This window comes from Streptomyces sp. SID486 (assembly GCF_009865385.1).
GTDB lineage: Bacteria > Actinomycetota > Actinomycetes > Streptomycetales > Streptomycetaceae > Streptomyces.
In genome coordinates, this window is record NZ_WWJT01000661.1 from 1 (window position 1) to 18,353 (window position 18,353).

At 73.8% G+C, this 18,353-nt stretch carries 17 protein-coding genes; 8 read left to right on the plus strand and 9 right to left on the minus strand.

Annotated elements, in window-relative coordinates:
- Nucleotides 1-170: 170 nt before the first annotated feature.
- A complete protein-coding gene (locus GT045_RS30870) occupies nt 171-713 on the minus strand; it encodes a PadR family transcriptional regulator (RefSeq protein ID WP_161296030.1) in 543 nt (180 codons plus the stop codon).
- 73 nt (nt 714-786) lie between these two features.
- Nucleotides 787-2,802 carry an NADPH-dependent 2,4-dienoyl-CoA reductase gene (locus GT045_RS30875; protein ID WP_161336191.1) on the minus strand — a complete coding sequence of 672 codons (2,016 nt, stop codon included), beginning with the start codon at nt 2,800-2,802 and terminating at the stop codon, nt 787-789.
- Between the two features lie 162 nt (nt 2,803-2,964).
- On the opposite strand from GT045_RS30875, the gene GT045_RS30880 reads away from it, so the two are divergent.
- Complete coding sequence (locus GT045_RS30880; protein ID WP_161336192.1) at nt 2,965-3,381, plus strand: tautomerase family protein; 417 nt, start codon at nt 2,965-2,967, stop codon at nt 3,379-3,381.
- A 1-nt stretch (nt 3,382) separates the two neighbouring features.
- Here GT045_RS30880 and GT045_RS30885 read toward each other — a convergent pair whose 3' ends face one another.
- Together GT045_RS30885 and GT045_RS30890 are read right to left on the minus strand one after the other, a co-directional pair.
- Complete coding sequence (locus tag GT045_RS30885; RefSeq protein ID WP_161296036.1) at nt 3,383-3,754, minus strand: hypothetical protein; 372 nt, start codon at nt 3,752-3,754, stop codon at nt 3,383-3,385.
- Nucleotides 3,755-3,844: 90 nt separating this feature from the next.
- Nucleotides 3,845-4,726, minus strand: a complete 882-nt coding sequence (locus tag GT045_RS30890; RefSeq protein WP_161336193.1) for a hypothetical protein — start codon at nt 4,724-4,726, stop codon at nt 3,845-3,847.
- 312 nt (nt 4,727-5,038) lie between these two features.
- On the opposite strand from GT045_RS30890, the gene GT045_RS30895 reads away from it, so the two are divergent.
- Entirely contained in the window at nt 5,039-7,117 is a 2,079-nt protein-coding gene (locus GT045_RS30895) for a SpoIIE family protein phosphatase (protein ID WP_161336194.1), read from the plus strand.
- 19 nt (nt 7,118-7,136) lie between these two features.
- On the opposite strand, the gene GT045_RS30900 is transcribed toward GT045_RS30895, so the two are convergent.
- Nucleotides 7,137-8,036 (minus strand): RNA polymerase sigma-70 factor, encoded by a 900-nt coding sequence (locus GT045_RS30900; protein WP_237539008.1) that lies wholly within the window; start codon nt 8,034-8,036, stop codon nt 7,137-7,139.
- Nucleotides 8,037-8,213: 177 nt separating this feature from the next.
- On the opposite strand from GT045_RS30900, the gene GT045_RS30905 reads away from it, so the two are divergent.
- On the plus strand, nt 8,214-9,272 hold the full coding sequence (locus GT045_RS30905) for an FAD-dependent oxidoreductase (RefSeq protein ID WP_161336196.1): 1,059 nt from the start codon (nt 8,214-8,216) through the stop codon (nt 9,270-9,272).
- 41 nt (nt 9,273-9,313) lie between these two features.
- Complete coding sequence (locus GT045_RS30910) at nt 9,314-9,907, plus strand: YceI family protein (protein WP_161291059.1); 594 nt, start codon at nt 9,314-9,316, stop codon at nt 9,905-9,907.
- Between the two features lie 42 nt (nt 9,908-9,949).
- Here GT045_RS30910 and GT045_RS30915 read toward each other — a convergent pair whose 3' ends face one another.
- Complete coding sequence (locus GT045_RS30915; protein WP_161336197.1) at nt 9,950-10,738, minus strand: putative protein N(5)-glutamine methyltransferase; 789 nt, start codon at nt 10,736-10,738, stop codon at nt 9,950-9,952.
- Nucleotides 10,739-10,950: 212 nt separating this feature from the next.
- Nucleotides 10,951-12,039 carry a hypothetical protein gene (locus tag GT045_RS30920; RefSeq protein WP_161293867.1) on the minus strand — a complete coding sequence of 363 codons (1,089 nt, stop codon included), beginning with the start codon at nt 12,037-12,039 and terminating at the stop codon, nt 10,951-10,953.
- 125 nt (nt 12,040-12,164) lie between these two features.
- Between GT045_RS30920 and GT045_RS30925 the strand changes: the two genes are divergently transcribed.
- The gene (locus tag GT045_RS30925; RefSeq protein ID WP_202529185.1) at nt 12,165-12,557 is read left to right on the plus strand and encodes a MarR family winged helix-turn-helix transcriptional regulator; all 393 of its coding nucleotides are present in this window, start codon (nt 12,165-12,167) and stop codon (nt 12,555-12,557) included.
- A 4-nt stretch (nt 12,558-12,561) separates the two neighbouring features.
- Here GT045_RS30925 and GT045_RS30930 read toward each other — a convergent pair whose 3' ends face one another.
- Nucleotides 12,562-13,332 (minus strand): GNAT family N-acetyltransferase, encoded by a 771-nt coding sequence (locus GT045_RS30930; RefSeq protein WP_161336199.1) that lies wholly within the window; start codon nt 13,330-13,332, stop codon nt 12,562-12,564.
- A gap of 540 nt (nt 13,333-13,872) precedes the next feature.
- On the opposite strand from GT045_RS30930, the gene GT045_RS30935 reads away from it, so the two are divergent.
- From GT045_RS30935 to GT045_RS30945, 3 genes are all read left to right on the plus strand, one after another.
- A complete protein-coding gene (locus tag GT045_RS30935) occupies nt 13,873-14,529 on the plus strand; it encodes a hypothetical protein (protein ID WP_345942808.1) in 657 nt (218 codons plus the stop codon).
- 351 nt (nt 14,530-14,880) lie between these two features.
- The gene (locus tag GT045_RS30940) at nt 14,881-15,849 is read left to right on the plus strand and encodes an acetylxylan esterase (RefSeq protein ID WP_161336200.1); all 969 of its coding nucleotides are present in this window, start codon (nt 14,881-14,883) and stop codon (nt 15,847-15,849) included.
- A gap of 607 nt (nt 15,850-16,456) precedes the next feature.
- On the plus strand, nt 16,457-17,215 hold the full coding sequence (locus tag GT045_RS30945; RefSeq protein WP_161298509.1) for a GntR family transcriptional regulator: 759 nt from the start codon (nt 16,457-16,459) through the stop codon (nt 17,213-17,215).
- Here GT045_RS30945 and GT045_RS30950 read toward each other — a convergent pair.
- Nucleotides 17,193-17,957, minus strand: a complete 765-nt coding sequence (locus GT045_RS30950) for a class I SAM-dependent methyltransferase (RefSeq protein ID WP_161298508.1) — start codon at nt 17,955-17,957, stop codon at nt 17,193-17,195. The two genes, GT045_RS30945 and GT045_RS30950, sit on opposite strands and share 23 nt — an antisense overlap.
- Nucleotides 17,958-18,353 lie beyond the last annotated feature (396 nt).

Below are 18,353 nucleotides of genomic sequence, written 5' to 3' on the forward strand. Positions count from 1 at the left end.
CACGGCACACGGCACACGGCACACGGCACACGCATCGCAACACGTCGCAGACGGCGGGCGACTCGTCGCAGCAGGCGGCCCGGCCCGGCCGTCAGCGCCCGCCGTCAGCGCCCTCCCGTCAGCACCCTGCCGTCAGCGCCCTCCCGTCCCCTCTCCCGTCGCCGCTCCCGTCACTCCGCGGGCGGTTCGCCGAACTCCCCCAGGGCCCGGGTGAGCCACTGGGTCCAGAAGGTCTCCAGGTCGATGCCCGCCCGCAGGACCAGGTGACGCAGCCGGTCCTCGGGGGCGTCCCGGTCCGGCGGGAAGTCGCGCTCCTCGATCTCCCGGTACTCCGCCAGTTGCCGCCGGTGCAGCTCGAGATGGCGGCGCAGGTCTGCCTCCAGGCCGGCGGTGCCGACCACGGCGGCGGCACGCAGCCGCAGCAGGAGCGGATCCCGCATGGACCGGGGGTCCTGCGCCGTGGCGGTCCAGCGGGCGAGTTCGGCACGGCCCGCTGGCAGGACCTCGTAGCTCTTCTTCTGCCCACGGGCCGGCTGCTCGGCCGGCAGCGTGCGGATGAGGCCCCCGGCCTCCAGCTTTCCCAGCTCGCGGTAGATCTGCTGGTGCGTCGCGGACCAGAAGTAGCCGATCGACTTGTCGAACCGGCGGGTCAGTTCCAGTCCCGACGACGGCTTTTCCAGCAGGGCGGTGAGGATCGCGTGCGGGAGTGACATGCGTTCATCCTAGGGACGGGTTCCTCCGGTGGACGGACTCGTCCCGGGACGGCCCGCCGGCCTCCGCCGGCCTCTACAGCGCCGCCGCAAGCTCCGTGCCCTGCTTGATCGCGCGCTTGGCGTCCAGCTCGGCCGCGACGTCCGCGCCACCGATCAGATGCGCGCTGTGTCCGGCGGCGACGAGCTCCTCGTACAGGTCTCGGCGCGGCTCCTGGCCGGTGCAGAGCACCACCGTGTCGACCTCCAGGACGGTGCTCTCCTCGCCGACGGTGATGTGCAGGCCGGCGTCGTCGATCCGGTCGTAGCGCACACCCGGCACCATGGTCACACCCCGGTGCTTCAGCTCCGCGCGGTGGATCCAGCCGGTGGTCTTGCCGAGGCCGGCACCGACCTTGGTGGTCTTGCGCTGGAGCAGGTGGACCGTGCGCGGCGGGGCCGGCCGCCGCGGCGCGGTGAGACCGCCCGGCGTCCGGTAGTCCATGTCCACGCCCCAGTGGCGGAAGTACGTCTCCGGGTCCTCGCCCGCCTTGTCGCCGCCGTCGGTGAGGTACTCGGCGACGTCGAAGCCGATGCCGCCGGCGCCGAGGATGGCGACGCGGTCGCCGACCGGGGCGCCGTCGCGCAGCACGTCGAGGTAGCCGAGGACGCGGGGGTGGTCGGCGCCGGGGATGTCCGGGGTGCGCGGGGTGACGCCGGAGGCGACGACGACCTCGTCGAAGCCCGCCACGGTCTCCGGGGTGACCCAGGTGTCCAGGCGTACGTCGACGCCGTGTGCGTCGAGCTGGTGGCGGAAGTAGCGCAGGGTCTCGTCGAACTCCTGCTTGCCCGGCACCTTGCGGGCGACGTTGAGCTGGCCGCCGATCTCGCTCGCCGCGTCGAACAGGGTGACCTCGTGGCCGCGTTCGGCGGCGGAGACCGCGCAGGCGAGTCCGGCCGGACCGGCGCCGACGACGGCGACGCGCTTCTTCCGCCGGGTCGGGGAGAGCACCAGCTCGGTCTCGTGGCAGGCGCGCGGATTGACCAGGCAGGAGGTGATCTGACCGCTGAAGGTGTGGTCGAGGCACGCCTGGTTGCAGCCGATGCAGGTGTTGATGGCCTCCGGGGTGCCGGCGGCGGCCTTGGCGACGAAGTCGGGGTCGGCGAGCATCGGGCGGGCCATCGAGACCATGTCCGCGTAGCCGCCGGCCAGCAACTCCTCGGCGAGTTCGGGGGTGTTGATCCGGTTGGTGGTCACCAGGGGCACCGAGACCGCGCCCATGAGCTTCTTGGTGACCCAGGTGTAGGCGCCGCGCGGCACGGAGGTGGCGATGGTGGGGATGCGGGCCTCGTGCCAGCCGATGCCGGTGTTGATGATCGTCGCTCCGGCGGCCTCGACGGCCTTGCCGAGGGTGACCACCTCCTCCAGGGAGGAGCCGCCCGGGACGAGGTCCAGCATGGAGAGCCGGTAGATGACGATGAAGTCGTCGCCGACGGCCTCGCGCACCCGCTTGACGATCTCGACGGGGAACCGCATGCGGTTCTCGTACGAGCCGCCCCAGCGGTCGGTGCGCCGGTTGGTCTGCGCGGCGATGAACTCGTTGATCAGATAGCCCTCGGAGCCCATGATCTCGACGCCGTCGTAGCCGGCCTGCCGGGCGAGGCGTGCGGCGCGGGCGTAGTCGCCGATGGTGCGCTCGATGTCGGCGTCGCTCAGCTCGCGCGGCGCGAAGGGGCTGATCGGCGCCTGGAGCGGGCTCGGGGCGACGAGGTCCCGGTGGTAGGCGTAGCGGCCGAAGTGCAGGATCTGCATGGCGATCCGGCCGCCCTCGCGGTGCACCGCCTCGGTGACGACCCGGTGCCGTTCCGCCTCGTCCTCCGTGGTGAGCCGGGCCCCGCCCTCGTACGGCCGGCCCTCGTCGTTGGGGGCGATGCCGCCGGTGACGATGAGTCCCACTCCCCCGCGCGCGCGGGCCGCGTAGAACGCCGCCATCCTCTCGAAGCCGCGCTCGGCCTCCTCCAGGCCGACGTGCATCGAGCCCATGAGGACGCGGTTGGGCAGGGTGGTGAAGCCCAGGTCGAGCGGGGTCATCAGGTGCGGGTAACGGCTCATCGGGCCCTCCGTGCGCGGTGTCGTCGCCTCTTGTTGTAGAGGAAGCCCGACTCTTTTTGCAACTAGTTGCACAACCGGGAGGGGGTGACTCCGGCCACTCTGTACCTACTAGTATGTACAGTCAGCTGGGACCGATCCGCCGCCCGAGAGGACACCACCGCCATGCCCTTCGTCCGCATAGACGCGCTCGGCACCGACCCCGCCCGCCTCGACGCGCTCGGCCAGGCGGTCCAGGACGCCCTGGTGGAGACGCTCGGCGTGCCACCCGAGGACCGCTTCCAGGTCCTGACCGGCCACGACGGCGTCACCGGCACCCTGCGCGCCGGCGACTACCTGGGCATCCACCGGGACGACTCGGTGGTGTTCGTCGCCATCACCCTGCGCGCCGGCCGCGACGCCGCCCGCAAGCGGGCGGTGTACCGGCGGATCGCCGAGCTGGTGCACGAGCGCACCGGCACCGAGCCGCGCAACGTGTTCGTCACCCTGACCGAGAACGGCGACGCCGACTGGTCCTTCGGGTACGGCCTGGCGCAGTACGCCCCGGCCGGCGGCGGGCCGGCCGGGGCGCTGTCCGGCTGAGTCAGCGGCTCTCCAGCCGCAGGTGCAGGTCCCGCTCCTGGTCACCGGAGGCCGCGGAGGTCTCCTGCACGGTGAACATCGAGTCCAGGGTGGTCCGGAACCGGTCGACGGCCCAGGGGCCGCCCTGGATGTCCGCCTGGACCGAGTCGCCGAGGTGGACCGGTGGGCAGCCCTCGCCCCGGGCGTCCGCGACGTCGTAGGTGCCGAGCCACACCATCGGCCGGGTCTCGTGTAGCTGCTGGGGGTCTTCGTCCGCGCCCCGGTCGGTGGCGAAGCAGGCCCTCAGTGCGTCGAAGACGAGGCGGGCGTCCTCCTTGGAACCACTGAGTTCCACCGTGACGGTCTCGGGGTGCGACCGCTCCGTGTCTGCCATGATCGCTCCTTTCACGCGCTGCGGTGGAACGGGGTACCCCGCCTTACCGCGTCCATCCTCAGGAAAGCACCACCGGTCGCCGCGCACACCTCAGCCCTGGGCGAACTTGTACGTCTTGCTGTCCGTCAGCACGCAGAAGCCGGGCGAGACCACGATCACGCGCAGGACGCCGCTGCGGCGGTCGTAGTCGATGCCCTCGGCCTCGAAGGAGCCCGAGCAGGAGCTGCGCAGCGGCAGCTGCCGCAGGGCGGTGACATGCCCGGAGACGTCCGCCGTGCCGTTCGGTGCGGCCGACAGGTCGATCCGCAGCAGCGGTTTGGTGAGGCCGAAGAGGCTGCCGTCGGGGTCGTCGGAGGAGCACAGCAGGGTGGTCGGGCCGGAGAAGTCGCAGCCCTGGACGTCGCGGACCGCGTGGTCCAGGCGGACCGCCGAGACCTGCGGGAGGTTCGCCGAGGGGGAGGTGGACGGGTTGACGGCCGGGGTCGGGAAGACCAGCAGCCGGGTCATCGTGCCCCACTCGCCGGAGAGCATCCACCGGCCGTCGGGTGAGATCGCGTCCCAGGAGTTGTTCAGCGCCTCGCCCGGGCCGAGCGTGTGGACGTACTCCGACCAGGCACCGCCGGGCGCCTGTACGCGGTACATCTTCGAGTTGCCGGAGTCCCGCTGGTACGGCTCGATGTAGTAGCCGTCGTACGAGGCGTCCGGGTCGCCGACGTGGTTCCAGCCGCGGGCGGAGACACCGAGCGGGACGGTGCCGATGCCGGTGTACCGGTTGGGGCTGTTCGCCGGGACCTCCACCGACGTCAGCCCCTGACTCTCGGTCAGCGGGTCGGCGCGGTCGGAACCGGTCTCGGTCCAGCCGCCGGCAGCGCCGGCCGGCGCGGGTGCGGCGAGGGACACGACGGCGGCGGTGGCGAGGGTGACGAGTCCGGCGAGGACTACGTGACACCGTTGCCGGAGGGACGCGGGCATGGCCGACTCCTCGGACGGGGGTGGGGGCACTCGGTCGGCGGACAGTCTGGCGTGGCGCGAAAGTCATGTACAGGCCAATGCAGCAACATGAGCGTGAACTCTCACGGCCCGCGGGACGGCGCTGTACGGTCTCGGCTGAGGCCCTCGGCCCGCACCCGGCGGCGGCGGCTCCGGCGGACGTCCACCGCCGTGTTGAGGGATGGTGGAGGTGGACGGCGACGGCGTCGGAGAGTCGGGTGTGAGCGCGGTGGGTCAAGGGGAGTCGGCACGGGGGACGACGTGCCGTGCGGACGGGCGAAGGCGGTGCGTGGCATGAGTGCAGCCGAGGCTCCGGTGACGGAGAACGGCGAGCCGGCGCGTGGGCCGGTTCGGCCCAGCGGCCTGCTCGACGTCCTGCGTGTGGCGTCGGTGGTGCTGGACACCGACGGCCGGATCGTGCTGTGGAGCCCGCAGGCGGAGGAGCTGTTCGGCTACAGCGCGCAGGAGGCCCTCGGTGAGTACGCGGCCCGGCTGATGGTGCACGAGCAGCACGTCGAGCTGGTCGGCAGGCTCTTCGCCGACGTGCTGCGCACCGGGCAGAGCTGGGCCGGCGGCTTCCCGGTCCGGCACAAGGACGGCACCACCCGTCTGGTGGAGTTCCGCAACATGCGGCTGCTGGACGACCGCGGGGACGTGTACGCGCTCGGACTGGCCGCCGACCAGTCGACCGTGCGGCGGCTGGAGCAGGACGTGGCGCTCTCCGAGCGGATGGTGAAGCAGTCCCCGATCGGCTACGCCGTCCTCGACACCGACCTGCGGTTCGTCTCCGTCAACCCGGCCCTGGAGAAGATCAACGGCATGCCGGCCGCCGAGCACGTCGGCAGACGGCTGCCCGAGGTGCTGCCGCTGCTGGACACCGAGGCGCTGGAGGCGGCGGCCCGGCGGGTGCTGGAGACGGGCCGGCCGCTGATCGACGACAAGCTCGTGGGCCGCACCCCGGCCGACCCGGACCAGGACCACACCTGGTCGCACTCCCTGTACCGGCTGGAGGACGTCCTCGGCAACGTGCTCGGGGTGGCCGTCTCGCTCGTCGACATCACCGAACAGCACCGGGCCTCCGTGGAGGCGGAGGCCGCGCGCCGCCGGCTCGCGGTCATCGCCGACGCCTCGGCCCGCATCGGTACGACGCTGGAGCTGGAGCGCACCGCCTGCGAGCTGGCCGAGGTCGCCGTGCCGGAACTCGCGGACGTGGCCGCCGTCGACCTGCTGGACGCGGTGGTCGAAGGGCGGCCGAGCGCGCTGGGCCCGTCGGAGTCGGCGGTGCTCCGGGCGCTCGCCCTGCGCCCGGTGGAGGGCTCGGACGCCGTGCGGGCCGCCGACCCGCCCGGCCAGATCGCCCGGTACGCCCCCGACCGCCTGGTCACCGAGTGCGTGCGCACCGGCGAGGCGGTGCTGGTGCCGCAGGTGAAGGACGAGGACCTGCCGCGCATCGCCCGCTCCGCCGAGGCGGCCGTGCTGCTCGGCCGGGCGGGCCTGCACTCCTACCTCGCGGTGCCGCTGATCGCGCGCGGCCAGGTGCTGGGCGCGCTCGACCTCAAACGCACCCGCAACCCGGCGCCCTTCGACGAGGACGACCTCCTGCTGGCGCGCGAGCTGGCCGCCCGCGCCGCCGTGCAGATCGACAACGCGCGCTGGTACCAGAACGCCCGCAACACCGCGCTCACCCTCCAGCGCAGCCTGCTGCCCGGCCACCCCCCGGTCACCACCGGCCTGGAGGTGGCCTCCCGATACCAGCCGGCGGGCGCCACCAGCGAGGTCGGCGGCGACTGGTTCGACGTGATCCCGCTGGAGGGGGGCAAGACCGCGCTCGTCGTCGGTGACGTGATGGGCAGCGGCGTCAGCGCGGCGGCCACCATGGGCCGGCTGCGCACCGCGACGACCACGCTGGCCGGCCTCGACCTCGACCCCGCCCGACTGCTGGAGCACCTGGACAAGACGACCTCGGCCACGGACCACTCCATCGCGACCTGCGTGTACGCCGTCCACGACCCGTACACGCGCCGGTGCCGGATCGCCAACGCCGGCCATCTGCCGCCGGCCCGGGTACGGCCGGGCCGCCCTCCGGAGCTGCTCGACCTGCCCACCGGCGTGCCGCTCGGTGTGGGCGGGGTGGAGTTCTCCACCGTCACGGTCGACTTCGCCCCCGGCGACGAGCTGGTGTTCTACACCGACGGGCTGGTGGAGACCCGCCGCCACTCGCTGGACGAGCGCCTGGCCTTCCTGCTGTCGCTGCTCGACGATTCCGCCCGCCCCCTGGAGGAGGTCTGCGACCTGTTGCTGCGCACACTGCACCACCCGGACAACCACGACGACGTGGCCCTGCTCATCGCCCGGGCGCAGGACCTGCCGTAGCGCCGCGGGCCGGCTCGTCTCACCGGCTCACCGGGGTCTCCCGCTCCATCCGCGTCAGCTTCTCGGGGTTGCGCACGGAGTAGATGCCGGTGACGAGCCCGTCGTCCATCCGCATGGCCACGACCAGGTCGATCTCCCCGTCGATCCGCACGATCAGTGCCGGGTGTCCGTTGATCCGGGCGGGCTCGAGCGTGGCCGTGGGACCCCACACCGCCACACCGGCGGCCAGCAGGCGGGCGACCCGCTCGGCGCCCACGGTGGGCCGCGGTGTCGCCTGCCTGACGCCCCCGCCGTCGCTCAGGGCGACGACGTCCGGGGCGAGGAGGTCGAGGAGGCTCTGCAGATCGCCCGTCTCGACGGCCCGCCGGAAGGCCCCGAGCGCCGCCTGAGTCTGGGCTTCGGAGACCGCACCCCGCGGGCGGCGCGCGGCGACGTGGGCCCGGGCCCGGTGGGCGATCTGGTGGACCGCGGCGAGGCTCTTGTCGACGGCCTGCGCGATCTCGTCGTACGGCAGGTCGAACACCTCACGCAGCACGAACACCGCTCGCTCGGTCGGCGTGAGCGTCTCCAGGACCAGCATCATCGCCATGGAGATGCTGTCGGCCAGCTCGACGTCCTCGGCCACGTCCGGCGCTGTCAGCAGCGGCTCGGGCAGCCAGGGACCGACGTACGACTCCTTGCGGCGGCCCAGCGTGCGCAGCCGGCCGAGCGCCTGCCGGGTGGTGACCCGGACCAGGTACGCGCGCTGGTCGCGTACCACGCCGAGATCGACGCCGGACCAGCGCAGCCACGTCTCCTGCAGGACGTCCTCCGCGTCCACCGCCGACCCCAGCATCTCGTAGGCGACGGTGAAGAGCAGATTGCGGTGGGCGACGAACGCCTCGGTGGCGCGGTCCAGACGGCGGCCGTCCTCACCCATGCCCTGCTCCTGAATCATCGCTCGTGGATGTGCCGCCCATACGACACCGGGGCCCACCGCTTCCTGACACGGCCACCGTGTGACGCGTGACACACCGTGAACGCGTCAGGGTCCGCGCCTCCCCGGCATCTTCTGGTCGACCGGACACCCGACAGGAGACCCTGACAGGAGGCCAGGATGAAAGTGGTGGTGGTGGGCGCCGGCTACGCGGGCACGCTGGCGGCGAACCGGATCGCCAGGAGGCTCCGCTCGGCGGCGGTCACGGTGATCAACCCACGGCCCGACTTCGTGGAGCGCGTACGGCTGCACCAGCGGATCGCGGGCACCGCGGTGGCCGCGACGCCCCTCACGTCGATGCTGCGCGCCGGGATCACGGTGCGGGTCGGCAGCGTCGAGGAGATCGGCGACGGCGGCGTCGCCCTCGCCGACGGTACGCACGCCGAGTTCGACTACGCGTTCCTGGCCGTGGGCAGCACCGCGCGGCCGATGCCGGGAACGATCCCGGTGGGCACCTGGGAAGGGGCGGAGCACGCCCGTGCGGCGCTCGCCGCGCTCGCCCCGGGCGGCACCGTCACGGTGATCGGTGGCGGCGCGACGGGCATCGAGACGGCGGCCGAGGTCGCCGAGGCGCGGCCGGACCTGCGCGTGCGGATCGTCGGGACGTCGGTGGCGGACACCTTCTCCCACCGTGCCCGCCACCGCGTCCGGTCCGGACTGGCGCGGCTGGGCGTCGACATCGTGGACGACGGCGTCACCGAGGTCGCCGGCGGCTCCGTCCGCCTGCGGTCCGGCACGGCGCTCGACTCCGACCTGACCCTGTGGGCCGTGGTGTCGGGCGTCCCCGACCTGGCCGCACGCAGCGGGCTCAGCGTCGACCCGGACGGCCGCGCGCTCGTCGACGCCTGCCTGCGCAGCGTCGACGACGACCGCATCTTCGCCGTGGGCGACTGCGCGGCGGTGCCCGGAGCCCGCTTCGCCTGCGCCCTCGCCACGCCGCAGGCGGCGCACGCGGCGGACACCCTGGTCCGCGTGGCCGACGGCCGCAGGCCGGAGCCGTTCGCCGTGCGCTACGTGGGCCGGGCCGTCACTCTCGGACGACGCAGCGCGGTGGGCCAGTTCACCCGCCGCGACGACACCCTGCGGCGGGCCGGCGTCTCCGGGCGCACCGCCGCCGCGATCAAGGAACTGGCCTCGCGCGGGGGCAAGTACGCCGCCCGCACCGGCACCGGCGCCTGACACCGGCGCACCCCTCGTTCACGACAGCCGAAGGAGCAACCATGCCCACCGAACCGACCGAGATCCCCGGCTACCTGGCCGGCACCTGGACGATCGACCCGGTCCACTCCGATGTCGGCTTCGCCGTCCGGCACCTGATGATCAGCAGGACCAAGGGCCGCTTCACCCGCTTCGAGGGCCGGATCGTCACCGCCGGGGATCCGCTGAAGTCCGAGGTGACCGCGACCATCGACATGGCCTCGGTCGACACCGGCAGCGCACAGCGCGACGACAACCTGCGCGGCCCCGGCTTCTTCGACGTCGAGAAGCACCCCACGATGACCTACCGTTCCACCGGTGTCCGCGCCGACGGCGACGGCTTCGTGCTGGACGGCGAACTGACCCTCAAGGGAGTCACCCGGCCGGTGCCGCTGCGGCTGGAGGCCAACGGCTTCGGCATGGACCCCTTCGCCCCCGAGCCGGCCGCCGGTGCCCGCGCCGGCTTCACCGCCACCGGCGAGATCGACCGCACGGACTTCGGCGTCGACTTCGACGGTGCCCTGCCCGGGGGCGGTGTGCTGCTGGGAGAGAAGGTCCAGATCGTCCTGGAGGTCGAGGCCGCGTTGCAGCCGGAGGCGGGAACGATCGCCGGCTGAGGCGGGAGGGTGCCGCCGGTGCGCGGCCGGGGACCGTGGGCCCTAGGGCAGCAGCACACCGATCACCACGTGGGTGTACGGCTCGTCCGGGACGGCCAGACGGGTCGTCAGGCCGGCGGCGGTGAAGGCGGCCACGGCGGACGGTGCCTGGCGTTCGCTGGTCTCGGCCAGCAGGCAGCCGCCGGGAGCCAGCCACCCGGGTGCGGCGGCGGCCACCCGCCGCAGCACGTCCAGGCCGTCGGCGCCGCCGTCCAGCGCGGCCAGGGGCTCGTGGTCGCGGGCCTCCGCCGGGAGCAGGGCCACTTCGGCGGTCGGGACGTAGGGCACGTTGGCCGTCAGGACGTCCACCCGGCCGCGCAGGGCCGGGGGCAGGGCGTCGTACAGGTCGCCTTGGTGGGCCAGGCCGCCGAAGGCGGCGAGGTTGCGGCGGGCGCAGCGGACGGCGGCCGGGTCGATGTCGGCCGCGTGCACCTCGGCCCCGCCCAGGGCGTGGGCGAGGGCCGCGCCGAGCGCGCCGGACCCGCAGCACAGGTCCACGACGACGGTCGCGTCCGGCGCGGCGGCCAGAGCCTGGTCGACGAGGAACTCGGTACGGCGGCGGGGGACGAACACGCCCGGTTCCACGATGACCCGCAGGCCGTGGAACCCGGCCCAGCCGAGGACCTGTTCGAGTGGCAGTCCGGCGGCGCGCCGGTCCACCATGCCGGCCGCCTCCTCGGGGGTACGGGCGGTGGCGACGATCAACTCGGCCTCGTCCTCGGCGAAGACGCACCCGGCGGCGCGCAGCGCGAGGACGGCGGTGGACGAGGAGAACGGTACGGAAGCGGGCATGGAAGCCGAAGCCTTTCGGGAGCACGAGACATGCAGGGCGCTCCCGCGGTCACCGCTACCGGTGTACCGCGCCGACACGTGGAGGGAGCACCCCGTCCGACACAGCGGTAATGGGTCTCACCTCCTCGCCTCGGGGGCCGCGACGGTTCGCGGTCCGGCGGCCACCCTACCCCAGCTCCGGTCCCGGACCGCGTGCGTGCCGGACGCCGGTGTCAGACGCCGACCGTCTCCTCGAGTTCCTCCTCCACCTCCGCCTGCTCCGCGTCCTGCGCCCGCTCCCCCTTCTCCGGCGCGCCCGGGCCGGGCTCGCGCGCGGTGTGCGGGTGGGCCGGGTCCTCGCTGGTCCGGCGGGTGCGCTCGTGAAGCGCGGCGAGGGCGGTCACCGCGACGCCGGCCAGCAGCCAGAGAGCGAGGGTCCACACGGTGCGGGCGAGGCCGTCGTCGGCGAAGTACAGCAGGCTGCGGACGCCCTCGACGAATCCCGCGCCGTTCCAGAAGGCGTGCAGGGTGCCGAAGAAGCCGTTCTGCAGCTCGGGCCGGAACAGCCCGCCGGAGCTGGTGAAGTTCAGCATGACGAAGAGCACCATCATCGCCAGCGTGGTCCACCGCTTCAGGAACGTGTGCAGGCCGACGCCGATGAGGAGGATGCCCGCGGAGTACAGCCAGGCCATGCCGAACACGCCCGCGAGGTCGTGGTGGGCGAGGTGGAACACCGGCCCGGCGAGCAGCGCGCCGATGCCGCCGACCACCGCGGAGACACCGAGGGCGAGCACCGCCCGGATCCGCATGGCGAGGCCGGCCCCCGCGGCGCCGAGCGCGGCGACGGAGGCGTAGGAGCCGATGCTGACCGCGATCAGCAGGAAGAACAGGCCCTGTCCGGTGGGGTCGTCGGCGACCGGCCGGGCCACGTCGGTGACCTTCAGTGCGGCGCCCTGCTCGGCGGCGACCGGCGTGAAGACCTTCTCCACGGCCGTGGCGCCCATGTCGGAGGCGGCGCTCGCCACCAGCAGCTCGGGGGCCCGGGCACCGGGCACGTAGGCGCCGGTCACCGTACGGGACTTGAGCAGACCGATGGCGTCCGCGCGAGTGGCCACCGTACGGACGTCGAGCTTGTCCCCCGCGCCGTCCTTGACCGTCTGCGCGAAGACCTTGGCCTGCGGGGTGGTGCCGACGACGGCGACCGGCAGGTGGTGCGGCTCGGGGGTGACGAACGCCCCCATGTACGCGAGCCCCATGCCTATGCACATCAGCAGCGGGGTGATCAGGTGCGTGAGCACATGGCGCAGTGCCGGTGACCTCATCGGGCGCGACCTCCAAAGGTTGGCTTATACAACTTTCAGTTCAAGTTGTACTATACAACTAGAACCCCGGAGGAGGTATTCCCGTGAGCGCAGCGGAGTCGGCCGTCGAGACGATCCAGCGCGAGATGACCATCTTCGCCCGCCGGGCCCGCGCCTCGGCGGGCCGTATGCACCCCGAGCTGTCCCTGGTGTCGTACACCCTGCTCGGTCACCTGGAGGAGCGGGACGGCTGCCGGGCGACCGATCTGGCGGCGCACTACGCGCTGGACAAGTCCACGGTGAGCCGCCAGGTGGCGGCCCTGGAGCGGACCGGGCTGATCGAGCGCCGGCAGGACCCGGAGGACCACCGGGTCCAGGTGCTGCACCTGACGGCGGGCGGCCGGGAGATCCTCGCCCAGGTCACCCGCAGCCGCCGGGCCGCCTTCCGGGAGCGGCTCGCCGACTGGCCGCAGGACGACCTGGTGCGGTTCGCCGCCTATCTGGAGCGGTACAACGCGGGGGTGGCCGACACCGACTGAGGCGTCAGCCGGGCTGCGGGACCGGCACCGCCGGGCGGCCGTCGGCCCGCCGCTGCGGCGCCCGGGCCTCGAGGAAGGCGGTGCGGCGGCGCAGCCGGAAGCCGAGGGACTCGTACAGCCGGATGGCGTTGGTGTTCGCGGCGCTGGCGTGCAGGAACGGGGTCTCCCCGCGCTCCCGTACACCGTGCGCGACCGCGAGGACCAGACGGGTGGCCAGGCCCTCGCCGCGGAATGCGGGGTCGGTGCAGACGGCGCTGATCTCGGTCCAGCCCGGCGGGTGCAGCCGCTCCCCCGCCATCGCGATCAGCGCTCCGCCCCGCCGGATGCCGAGGTAGGTGCCGAGTTCCACGGTCCGCGGCAGGAACGGTCCGGGCCGGGTACGGGACACCAGGTCGAGCATCTCGGGCACGTCCGCCGGGCCGAGGAGGACCGCCTCCGGCTCGGGCGCGGCCGCCACGCCGTCGTCCACCAGTTGCACGCCCTCGACCCGGAAGGTGACCTCCCAGTCCGCCGGGACGTCCCCGCTGAAGCCGGCCAGCGGGACGCCGGCACCCGGACCGGCGAGCGCGGCGAGGTCCGCCCAGTCCCGCGCGTCCGGATCGTCGGGCAGTGCCAGCCACGGCGAGACGTCGACGGGGTAGCGCCGCACCCGGCCACGCCGCTCGGCGAGGTGGGCGTGCGGGCCGGTCAGGGAGGCCATGGCCGGGTTGTCGAGGACGTGCGGGGCGCCGACGGCGGTCCGGCCGGGGCCGTCCGGGCTGCTCACGATGCTCATCCGGCCACCTCGGTCCAGGTCGTGGAAACGTCCGCCTGGGGCATCTCGCTCCTCGTTTCTCGCGTGTCACGCGTGTCTGTCGTGCCGTCGCCGGCCCGTCGCTGTGCTGTCACCGGTGCCTTCCGCGCGTGCTGTCACCGGCGCGTCCCACGCACCGGCCGCCCGCTCGCCGTCGCCGACACCGTGGCCGACACCGACACCGACACCGACACCGACACCGACACCGAGCGGCAAGGAGCGGCGGCGGGCCCGTATTCCCGGTCTCCGCCGGAGTTCACACGGCCGCAACGATGCGCGCCGGGAGGCCGGTGCGCGGGGCCGGCGCGGTCGCCGGGCACTGCACCGGGCGCCCGGTCACGACGGGACGCGGTGGGGCGGATCCGGCGGTGCGGCCGGGCGCCCAGGTAGCGCGGCGGGGCCCGGCGCGCGATGGTGGGGCGCATGGTGTGCCCTGTGCGCCATCTGGGCTGGAACTAGCGGTTCGCGGCATGCGCGAGGTGCTCCGAACGGGGTACGAGACGGATGTGGACGCTCGTGTGCGTGAGCGGCGGCGGTGGACCGGTGATCAGGCTCTCCCGGCTCTCCTGCTCCGGCGGCGGCGAGGAGGTGTACATGCGTACCCGGGTGCATGGCTGGCGCTGGCGGCGCAATCCGCTACGGCGCCGCGCGGACGTCGTCGAGGCGTGGACGGTGCTGGTGGTCGCGGTCCTGCTGTTCGTGGTCGCGCCGCTGACCGGGGTGGCCGCGGGTCTGCACGCCCATGACCGGGCCCGTGCCCTCGCCGCGGACCAGCGGGCCCGGCGCCACGAGGTACGTGCCGTGGTGGTCGCCGGCGAGACCGAACGGCGGTCCGTGCTGGAGGGAGACCGCCGGCATCCGTACCGCGCCCAGGTCCGGTGGACCGAGCCCGGCAAGGGTGTCCGGACCGCGTGGGTCCGGGTGCCGACGGGGACCCGGGCCGGGGACCCGGTCCCGGTGTGGCTGGACTCCCGGGGCCGCAGTGTGGCGGCGCCGCCGGACGACGTGGCCGTGTGGCAGCACGCGGTGACGCTCGGGCTGTGCGCGGCGGGTGGCGTGGCGTCGGTGGTGCTCCTCGGCCACCTGATCGTGCGCCGGCTCGCCCTGCGCCACCGGCTGGCCGAGTGGGAGCGGGAGTGGGCCCGCACGGGGCCGCGGTGGACACAGCCACGGATGTGACGGCCGGCTGCCCCGGGCACCGGGAGGGTGCCCCGGAGTGACCCGGGCACCGGGGGCAAGCACGGACACCGGAGGGGTACCGGCATCCCGGGAGGGTGACCGCGCCCCGGCACGCGCCCCCTGCCGCGCTCTCGCAGCGCGCCCGATCCCCGTACCGACCGCCGTACCGGCCGCCCTGTCCCCGCATGGACCGACGGATTTCCGGTACCGACCGACCGATCCCCCGCACGGACCCACCGATCCCCCCTACCGACCGACCGATCCCCCGCACGGACCCACCGATCTCCCGCACCGACCGCCCGATCCGCCGTACCGTGGGACACCACAGGCTTCCTCGCGAAGGCGGTTGTGATGGCCCTGTTCGACCTGTCTCTGGACGAACTCCGCACCTACCGCAGCGACTCCCCGGAACCGGACGACTTCGACGCCTTCTGGGACCGGACACTCCGGCAGGCCAGCGAACACGAACTCCAGGCGCGCTTCGAGCCGGTGGAGAGCGGGCTCGACACGATCGAGGTGTACGACGTGACGTTCGCCGGGTTCGGCGGTCACCCCGTCAAGGGCTGGCTGCGGCTGCCCGCCGGGACCACGCGACCGCTGCCGCTGGTCGTGGAGTTCCTCGGTTACGGCGGCGGACGCGGGCTGCCGCACGAGAACCTGCTCTGGGCCTCGACGGGCCGGGCGCACTTCCTGATGGACACCCGCGGGCAGGGCAGCGCATGGGGCGGCGGCGGGGCCACGGCGGACCCGGTGGGCGCGGGGCCGGCCTCTCCGGGGTACATGACCCGGGGCATCGAGGCGCCAGAGAACTACTACTACCGCCGGGTGTTCACGGACGCCGTGCGCGCGGTCGAGGCGGCCCGTTCGCACCCGCTGACGGACGCGACGCGGACGGTCGCGACCGGCGTGAGTCAGGGCGGCGGCATCACGATCGCCGTCGGCGCCCTGGTGCCCGGCCTGCTGGCGATCGCCCCGGACGTACCGTTCCTGTGCGACTTCCCGCGCGCGCTGGCCCTGTCGGACCGTCACCCGTACCGGGAGATCGCCCTGTTCCTCAAGACCCACCGCGGGCGCTCGCGGGACGTGCGGCACACGCTGTCCTACTTCGACGCGGTGCACTTCGCGGCCCGGGGCCGGGTCCCGGCCCTGTTCTCGGCGGCCCTGGAGGACCGGACGTGCCCGCCGTCGACGGTGTTCGCGGCGTTCAACGCCTGGCCGCACGAGGACAAGGCGATCGAGGTGTACGACTTCAACGACCATGAGGGCGGCGGGCCGTACCACGAGGCGGAGAAGATCCGCTGGCTGCGCTCGCTCGTGTGAGGCGGCCGACAGCGGATCCCTCCGCCTGGACCGGAGCCCGGGCGGTACGGCCGTCGAGCGGGGGCACGGCGCCGCACGGTCCCGTCCGTCCCACCCGGCCCGGTCACCGGTCGCACCGCGGGCGCCACCGCGGCCCACGCCGCCCGAGCCGGGACCGGGGCCGTACACGCCGACCCAGCGGGCGTCCGGACGCCGCGGAGCCTGTGCGCGAGACTCCGGGACCGCACACCCCGAACCAACTGGCGTTTCGGACGCCGCGGAGCCGGCGCGGGGCTCCGGGGTCGCACACGCCAACCGGCGGGCTTTCGGCCATGACGGAGTCGGCGGTTCCCGCAGACGCGCCGCTGCGGGGGCGGGCTCCCCCCGGGCTGCTCAACGGCCTGGACGACCCCTCGCGTGCCGGTGATCCACGGGAGGACGGCCCTGCCCGGCGCCCCCCTGCCATCCCCCGCGCACGTCTCGCACAGCGGCCGGTGGCGACTGTGCGCGCGGGTGGATTTCGGTCGATCCGGCAGACCGCCCTTCCGTTGTGGTTTAGACCAATGCTAATTGTGGTCGCGCAACGAACCCGCACGACTACGTCTTGTCACCGACAGGAGGGCGCGGCATGGCCCGCACCACCCCGCACGATCACCCGCCCGGCGACGACCGGCCCCTGGACGACCGGCCCCTGTACGGACGGATCGCGGCGCTGCTGCTCGACGAACTGCGCGACGGCACCATTCCCCCGGGTGAACGGCTGCCCGGCGAAAGGCACTTGGCCACGCATTTCGGCGTGAGCAGGGAGACCGTCCGACAGGCGCTGGAGATGCTCCGCCGCAGCGGTCTGGTGTCCACCGACCGGCGGGGCAGTCATGCCACGCTGCCCGGCCGGCCGGTCGAGGCACCGGAGTCGCTCACCTTCCCGGTGGGCGCCCGGACGGCGGACCCCTGTGCGGTGGACCGGGCCACGGTGACCTGGGAGGAGCCGCCGCCGGAGCACGCGCGGGCGCTGGGTCTGGCGCCGCACCGGCCGACGCTGATGCACCGCTACCTGTCGGTGACACCGGACGGCCGGTCGCTGCGGACGGCCCTGACATCGTTCTCCCCGGTGGCGCTGGCGGAGGTGGCCGAGCTGGCCCGCTACCGGGACCGGGCCGACGGGGCGACGCCCGCGCAGCTGCGGCGGGCCTACGACTGGATGCGCAAGGCAGGGCTGTCCCTGCACCACCGGGACTCCATCACCCAGGTCGGCGACGCCTCCTCGGTGCGGGTGACGCGGCGCGTGCACGACCAGTACGCCCGCCCGCTGGAGATCACCGATCTCGTGGTGAACTCCGAACAGGACGCTCTGGTGTACGAGTTCACCCTGCCTGCCGCGGGCTGACCTCCGGGGCCGGTCCATCGGTTCTGCGGGCGACCACCAGCCTGCCGCGCGGGCTGCCGTCGGCACGGCGGCCGAACTCGGGCAGCGCGCGCAGCTCGACGGCGAAGCCCGCCCGCTCCAGCTCGTGCAGCAGGGCGCCGGGGCGCAGAGCCCGGTAGTACATGACGAACGGCGGTCGCCACAGCGCGTTGCGCACCCGCATCGCCGCGTCGAAGCCGAGCAGCAGCCAGAAGGCGGGGTGCGCCGGCCGGGGCGGTGCGAACACCGGGAAGGCGAACCGGCCGCCGGGCCGCAGCGCCGAGCGGACCTGGGCGCAGAGTCCGGGCAGTTCCCGGGGCAGGAAGTGACCGAACGCCCCGAAGGACACGACGAGGTCGAAGGCTTCCCTGAACGGCAGGGCCCGGGCGTCGGCGCGTACCCAGCCGACCCGGGGTGCCCCGGCGGGCCGTACCCGGCGCCGGGCGACGTCGAGCATGCCCGCGCTGAAGTCGACCCCGGTGACAGTGCGCCGGCACACCCCGGCCAGCAGCCGTGTCCCTGCCCCGGTCCCGCAGCACAGGTCGAGTCCGTCCGCGAACGGGCCGAGCGGCTCCACCGCTTTCGCCACCGCGTCCAGCACCTCGTCCGGTGTCCGGAACGGGGTGTGGTCGAACTTCGGCGCGAGCAGGTCGTAGCCGCGCTCGACGGACGACAGTGCCTGCACGGCGAGTTCGCGGAGCGTGGGACCTTGTGGACCGAACATGGCATCACCCTATGACGGCGGTCCCGGCCCGGCACCGCCCCCGGCCCGCGGCCGGTACCGAGCGTGGACCGGTACCGGACGCGGGCCGGGGCGGGGGCGAGCGTGGACCGGTACCGGACGCGGACCGGTACCGGGGGGCGGGCGCGGAGCAGTACCGGACGCGGGCCGGGGCGGCGTGGTGTCCCGGCGCACCCGGGCTGCCGGCCGCCGTCGTGATCGGCGTCAGCCGAAGCTGTCGTGGTCGACGTCGGCCGAAGCTGTCGTGGTCGGCGTCAGCCGAAGCTGTCGTGGCACAGGCGCGCGATCTCCGGCGTGGTCACGCCGTCCGCCTGGCGGCACAGGTCGCGCATCCCGGTGGTGCCGGGCCGGCGGGCGGCGGGGCGGGACCGCGGGAGA

Bases quoted from the DNA above. Each gene is read 5' to 3' on its own strand.
- GT045_RS30885 (WP_161296036.1), bottom strand. From the start codon at position 3,754: ATGGCAGACACGGAGCGGTCGCACCCCGAGACCGTCACGGTGGAACTC.
- GT045_RS30880 (WP_161336192.1), top strand. From the start codon at position 2,965: ATGCCCTTCGTCCGCATAGACGCGCTCGGCACCGACCCCGCCCGCCTC.
- GT045_RS30930 (WP_161336199.1), bottom strand. From the start codon at position 13,332: ATGAGCATCGTGAGCAGCCCGGACGGCCCCGGCCGGACCGCCGTCGGC.
- GT045_RS30890 (WP_161336193.1), bottom strand. From the start codon at position 4,726: ATGCCCGCGTCCCTCCGGCAACGGTGTCACGTAGTCCTCGCCGGACTC.
- GT045_RS30875 (WP_161336191.1), bottom strand. From the start codon at position 2,802: ATGAGCCGTTACCCGCACCTGATGACCCCGCTCGACCTGGGCTTCACC.
- GT045_RS30940 (WP_161336200.1), top strand. From the start codon at position 14,881: ATGGCCCTGTTCGACCTGTCTCTGGACGAACTCCGCACCTACCGCAGC.
- GT045_RS30945 (WP_161298509.1), top strand. From the start codon at position 16,457: ATGGCCCGCACCACCCCGCACGATCACCCGCCCGGCGACGACCGGCCC.
- GT045_RS30920 (WP_161293867.1), bottom strand. From the start codon at position 12,039: ATGAGGTCACCGGCACTGCGCCATGTGCTCACGCACCTGATCACCCCG.
- GT045_RS30900 (WP_237539008.1), bottom strand. From the start codon at position 8,036: ATGGGTGAGGACGGCCGCCGTCTGGACCGCGCCACCGAGGCGTTCGTC.
- GT045_RS30905 (WP_161336196.1), top strand. From the start codon at position 8,214: ATGAAAGTGGTGGTGGTGGGCGCCGGCTACGCGGGCACGCTGGCGGCG.
- GT045_RS30915 (WP_161336197.1), bottom strand. From the start codon at position 10,738: ATGCCCGCTTCCGTACCGTTCTCCTCGTCCACCGCCGTCCTCGCGCTG.
- GT045_RS30910 (WP_161291059.1), top strand. From the start codon at position 9,314: ATGCCCACCGAACCGACCGAGATCCCCGGCTACCTGGCCGGCACCTGG.
- GT045_RS30950 (WP_161298508.1), bottom strand. From the start codon at position 17,957: ATGTTCGGTCCACAAGGTCCCACGCTCCGCGAACTCGCCGTGCAGGCA.
- GT045_RS30925 (WP_202529185.1), top strand. From the start codon at position 12,165: ATGACCATCTTCGCCCGCCGGGCCCGCGCCTCGGCGGGCCGTATGCAC.
- GT045_RS30870 (WP_161296030.1), bottom strand. From the start codon at position 713: ATGTCACTCCCGCACGCGATCCTCACCGCCCTGCTGGAAAAGCCGTCG.
- GT045_RS30895 (WP_161336194.1), top strand. From the start codon at position 5,039: ATGAGTGCAGCCGAGGCTCCGGTGACGGAGAACGGCGAGCCGGCGCGT.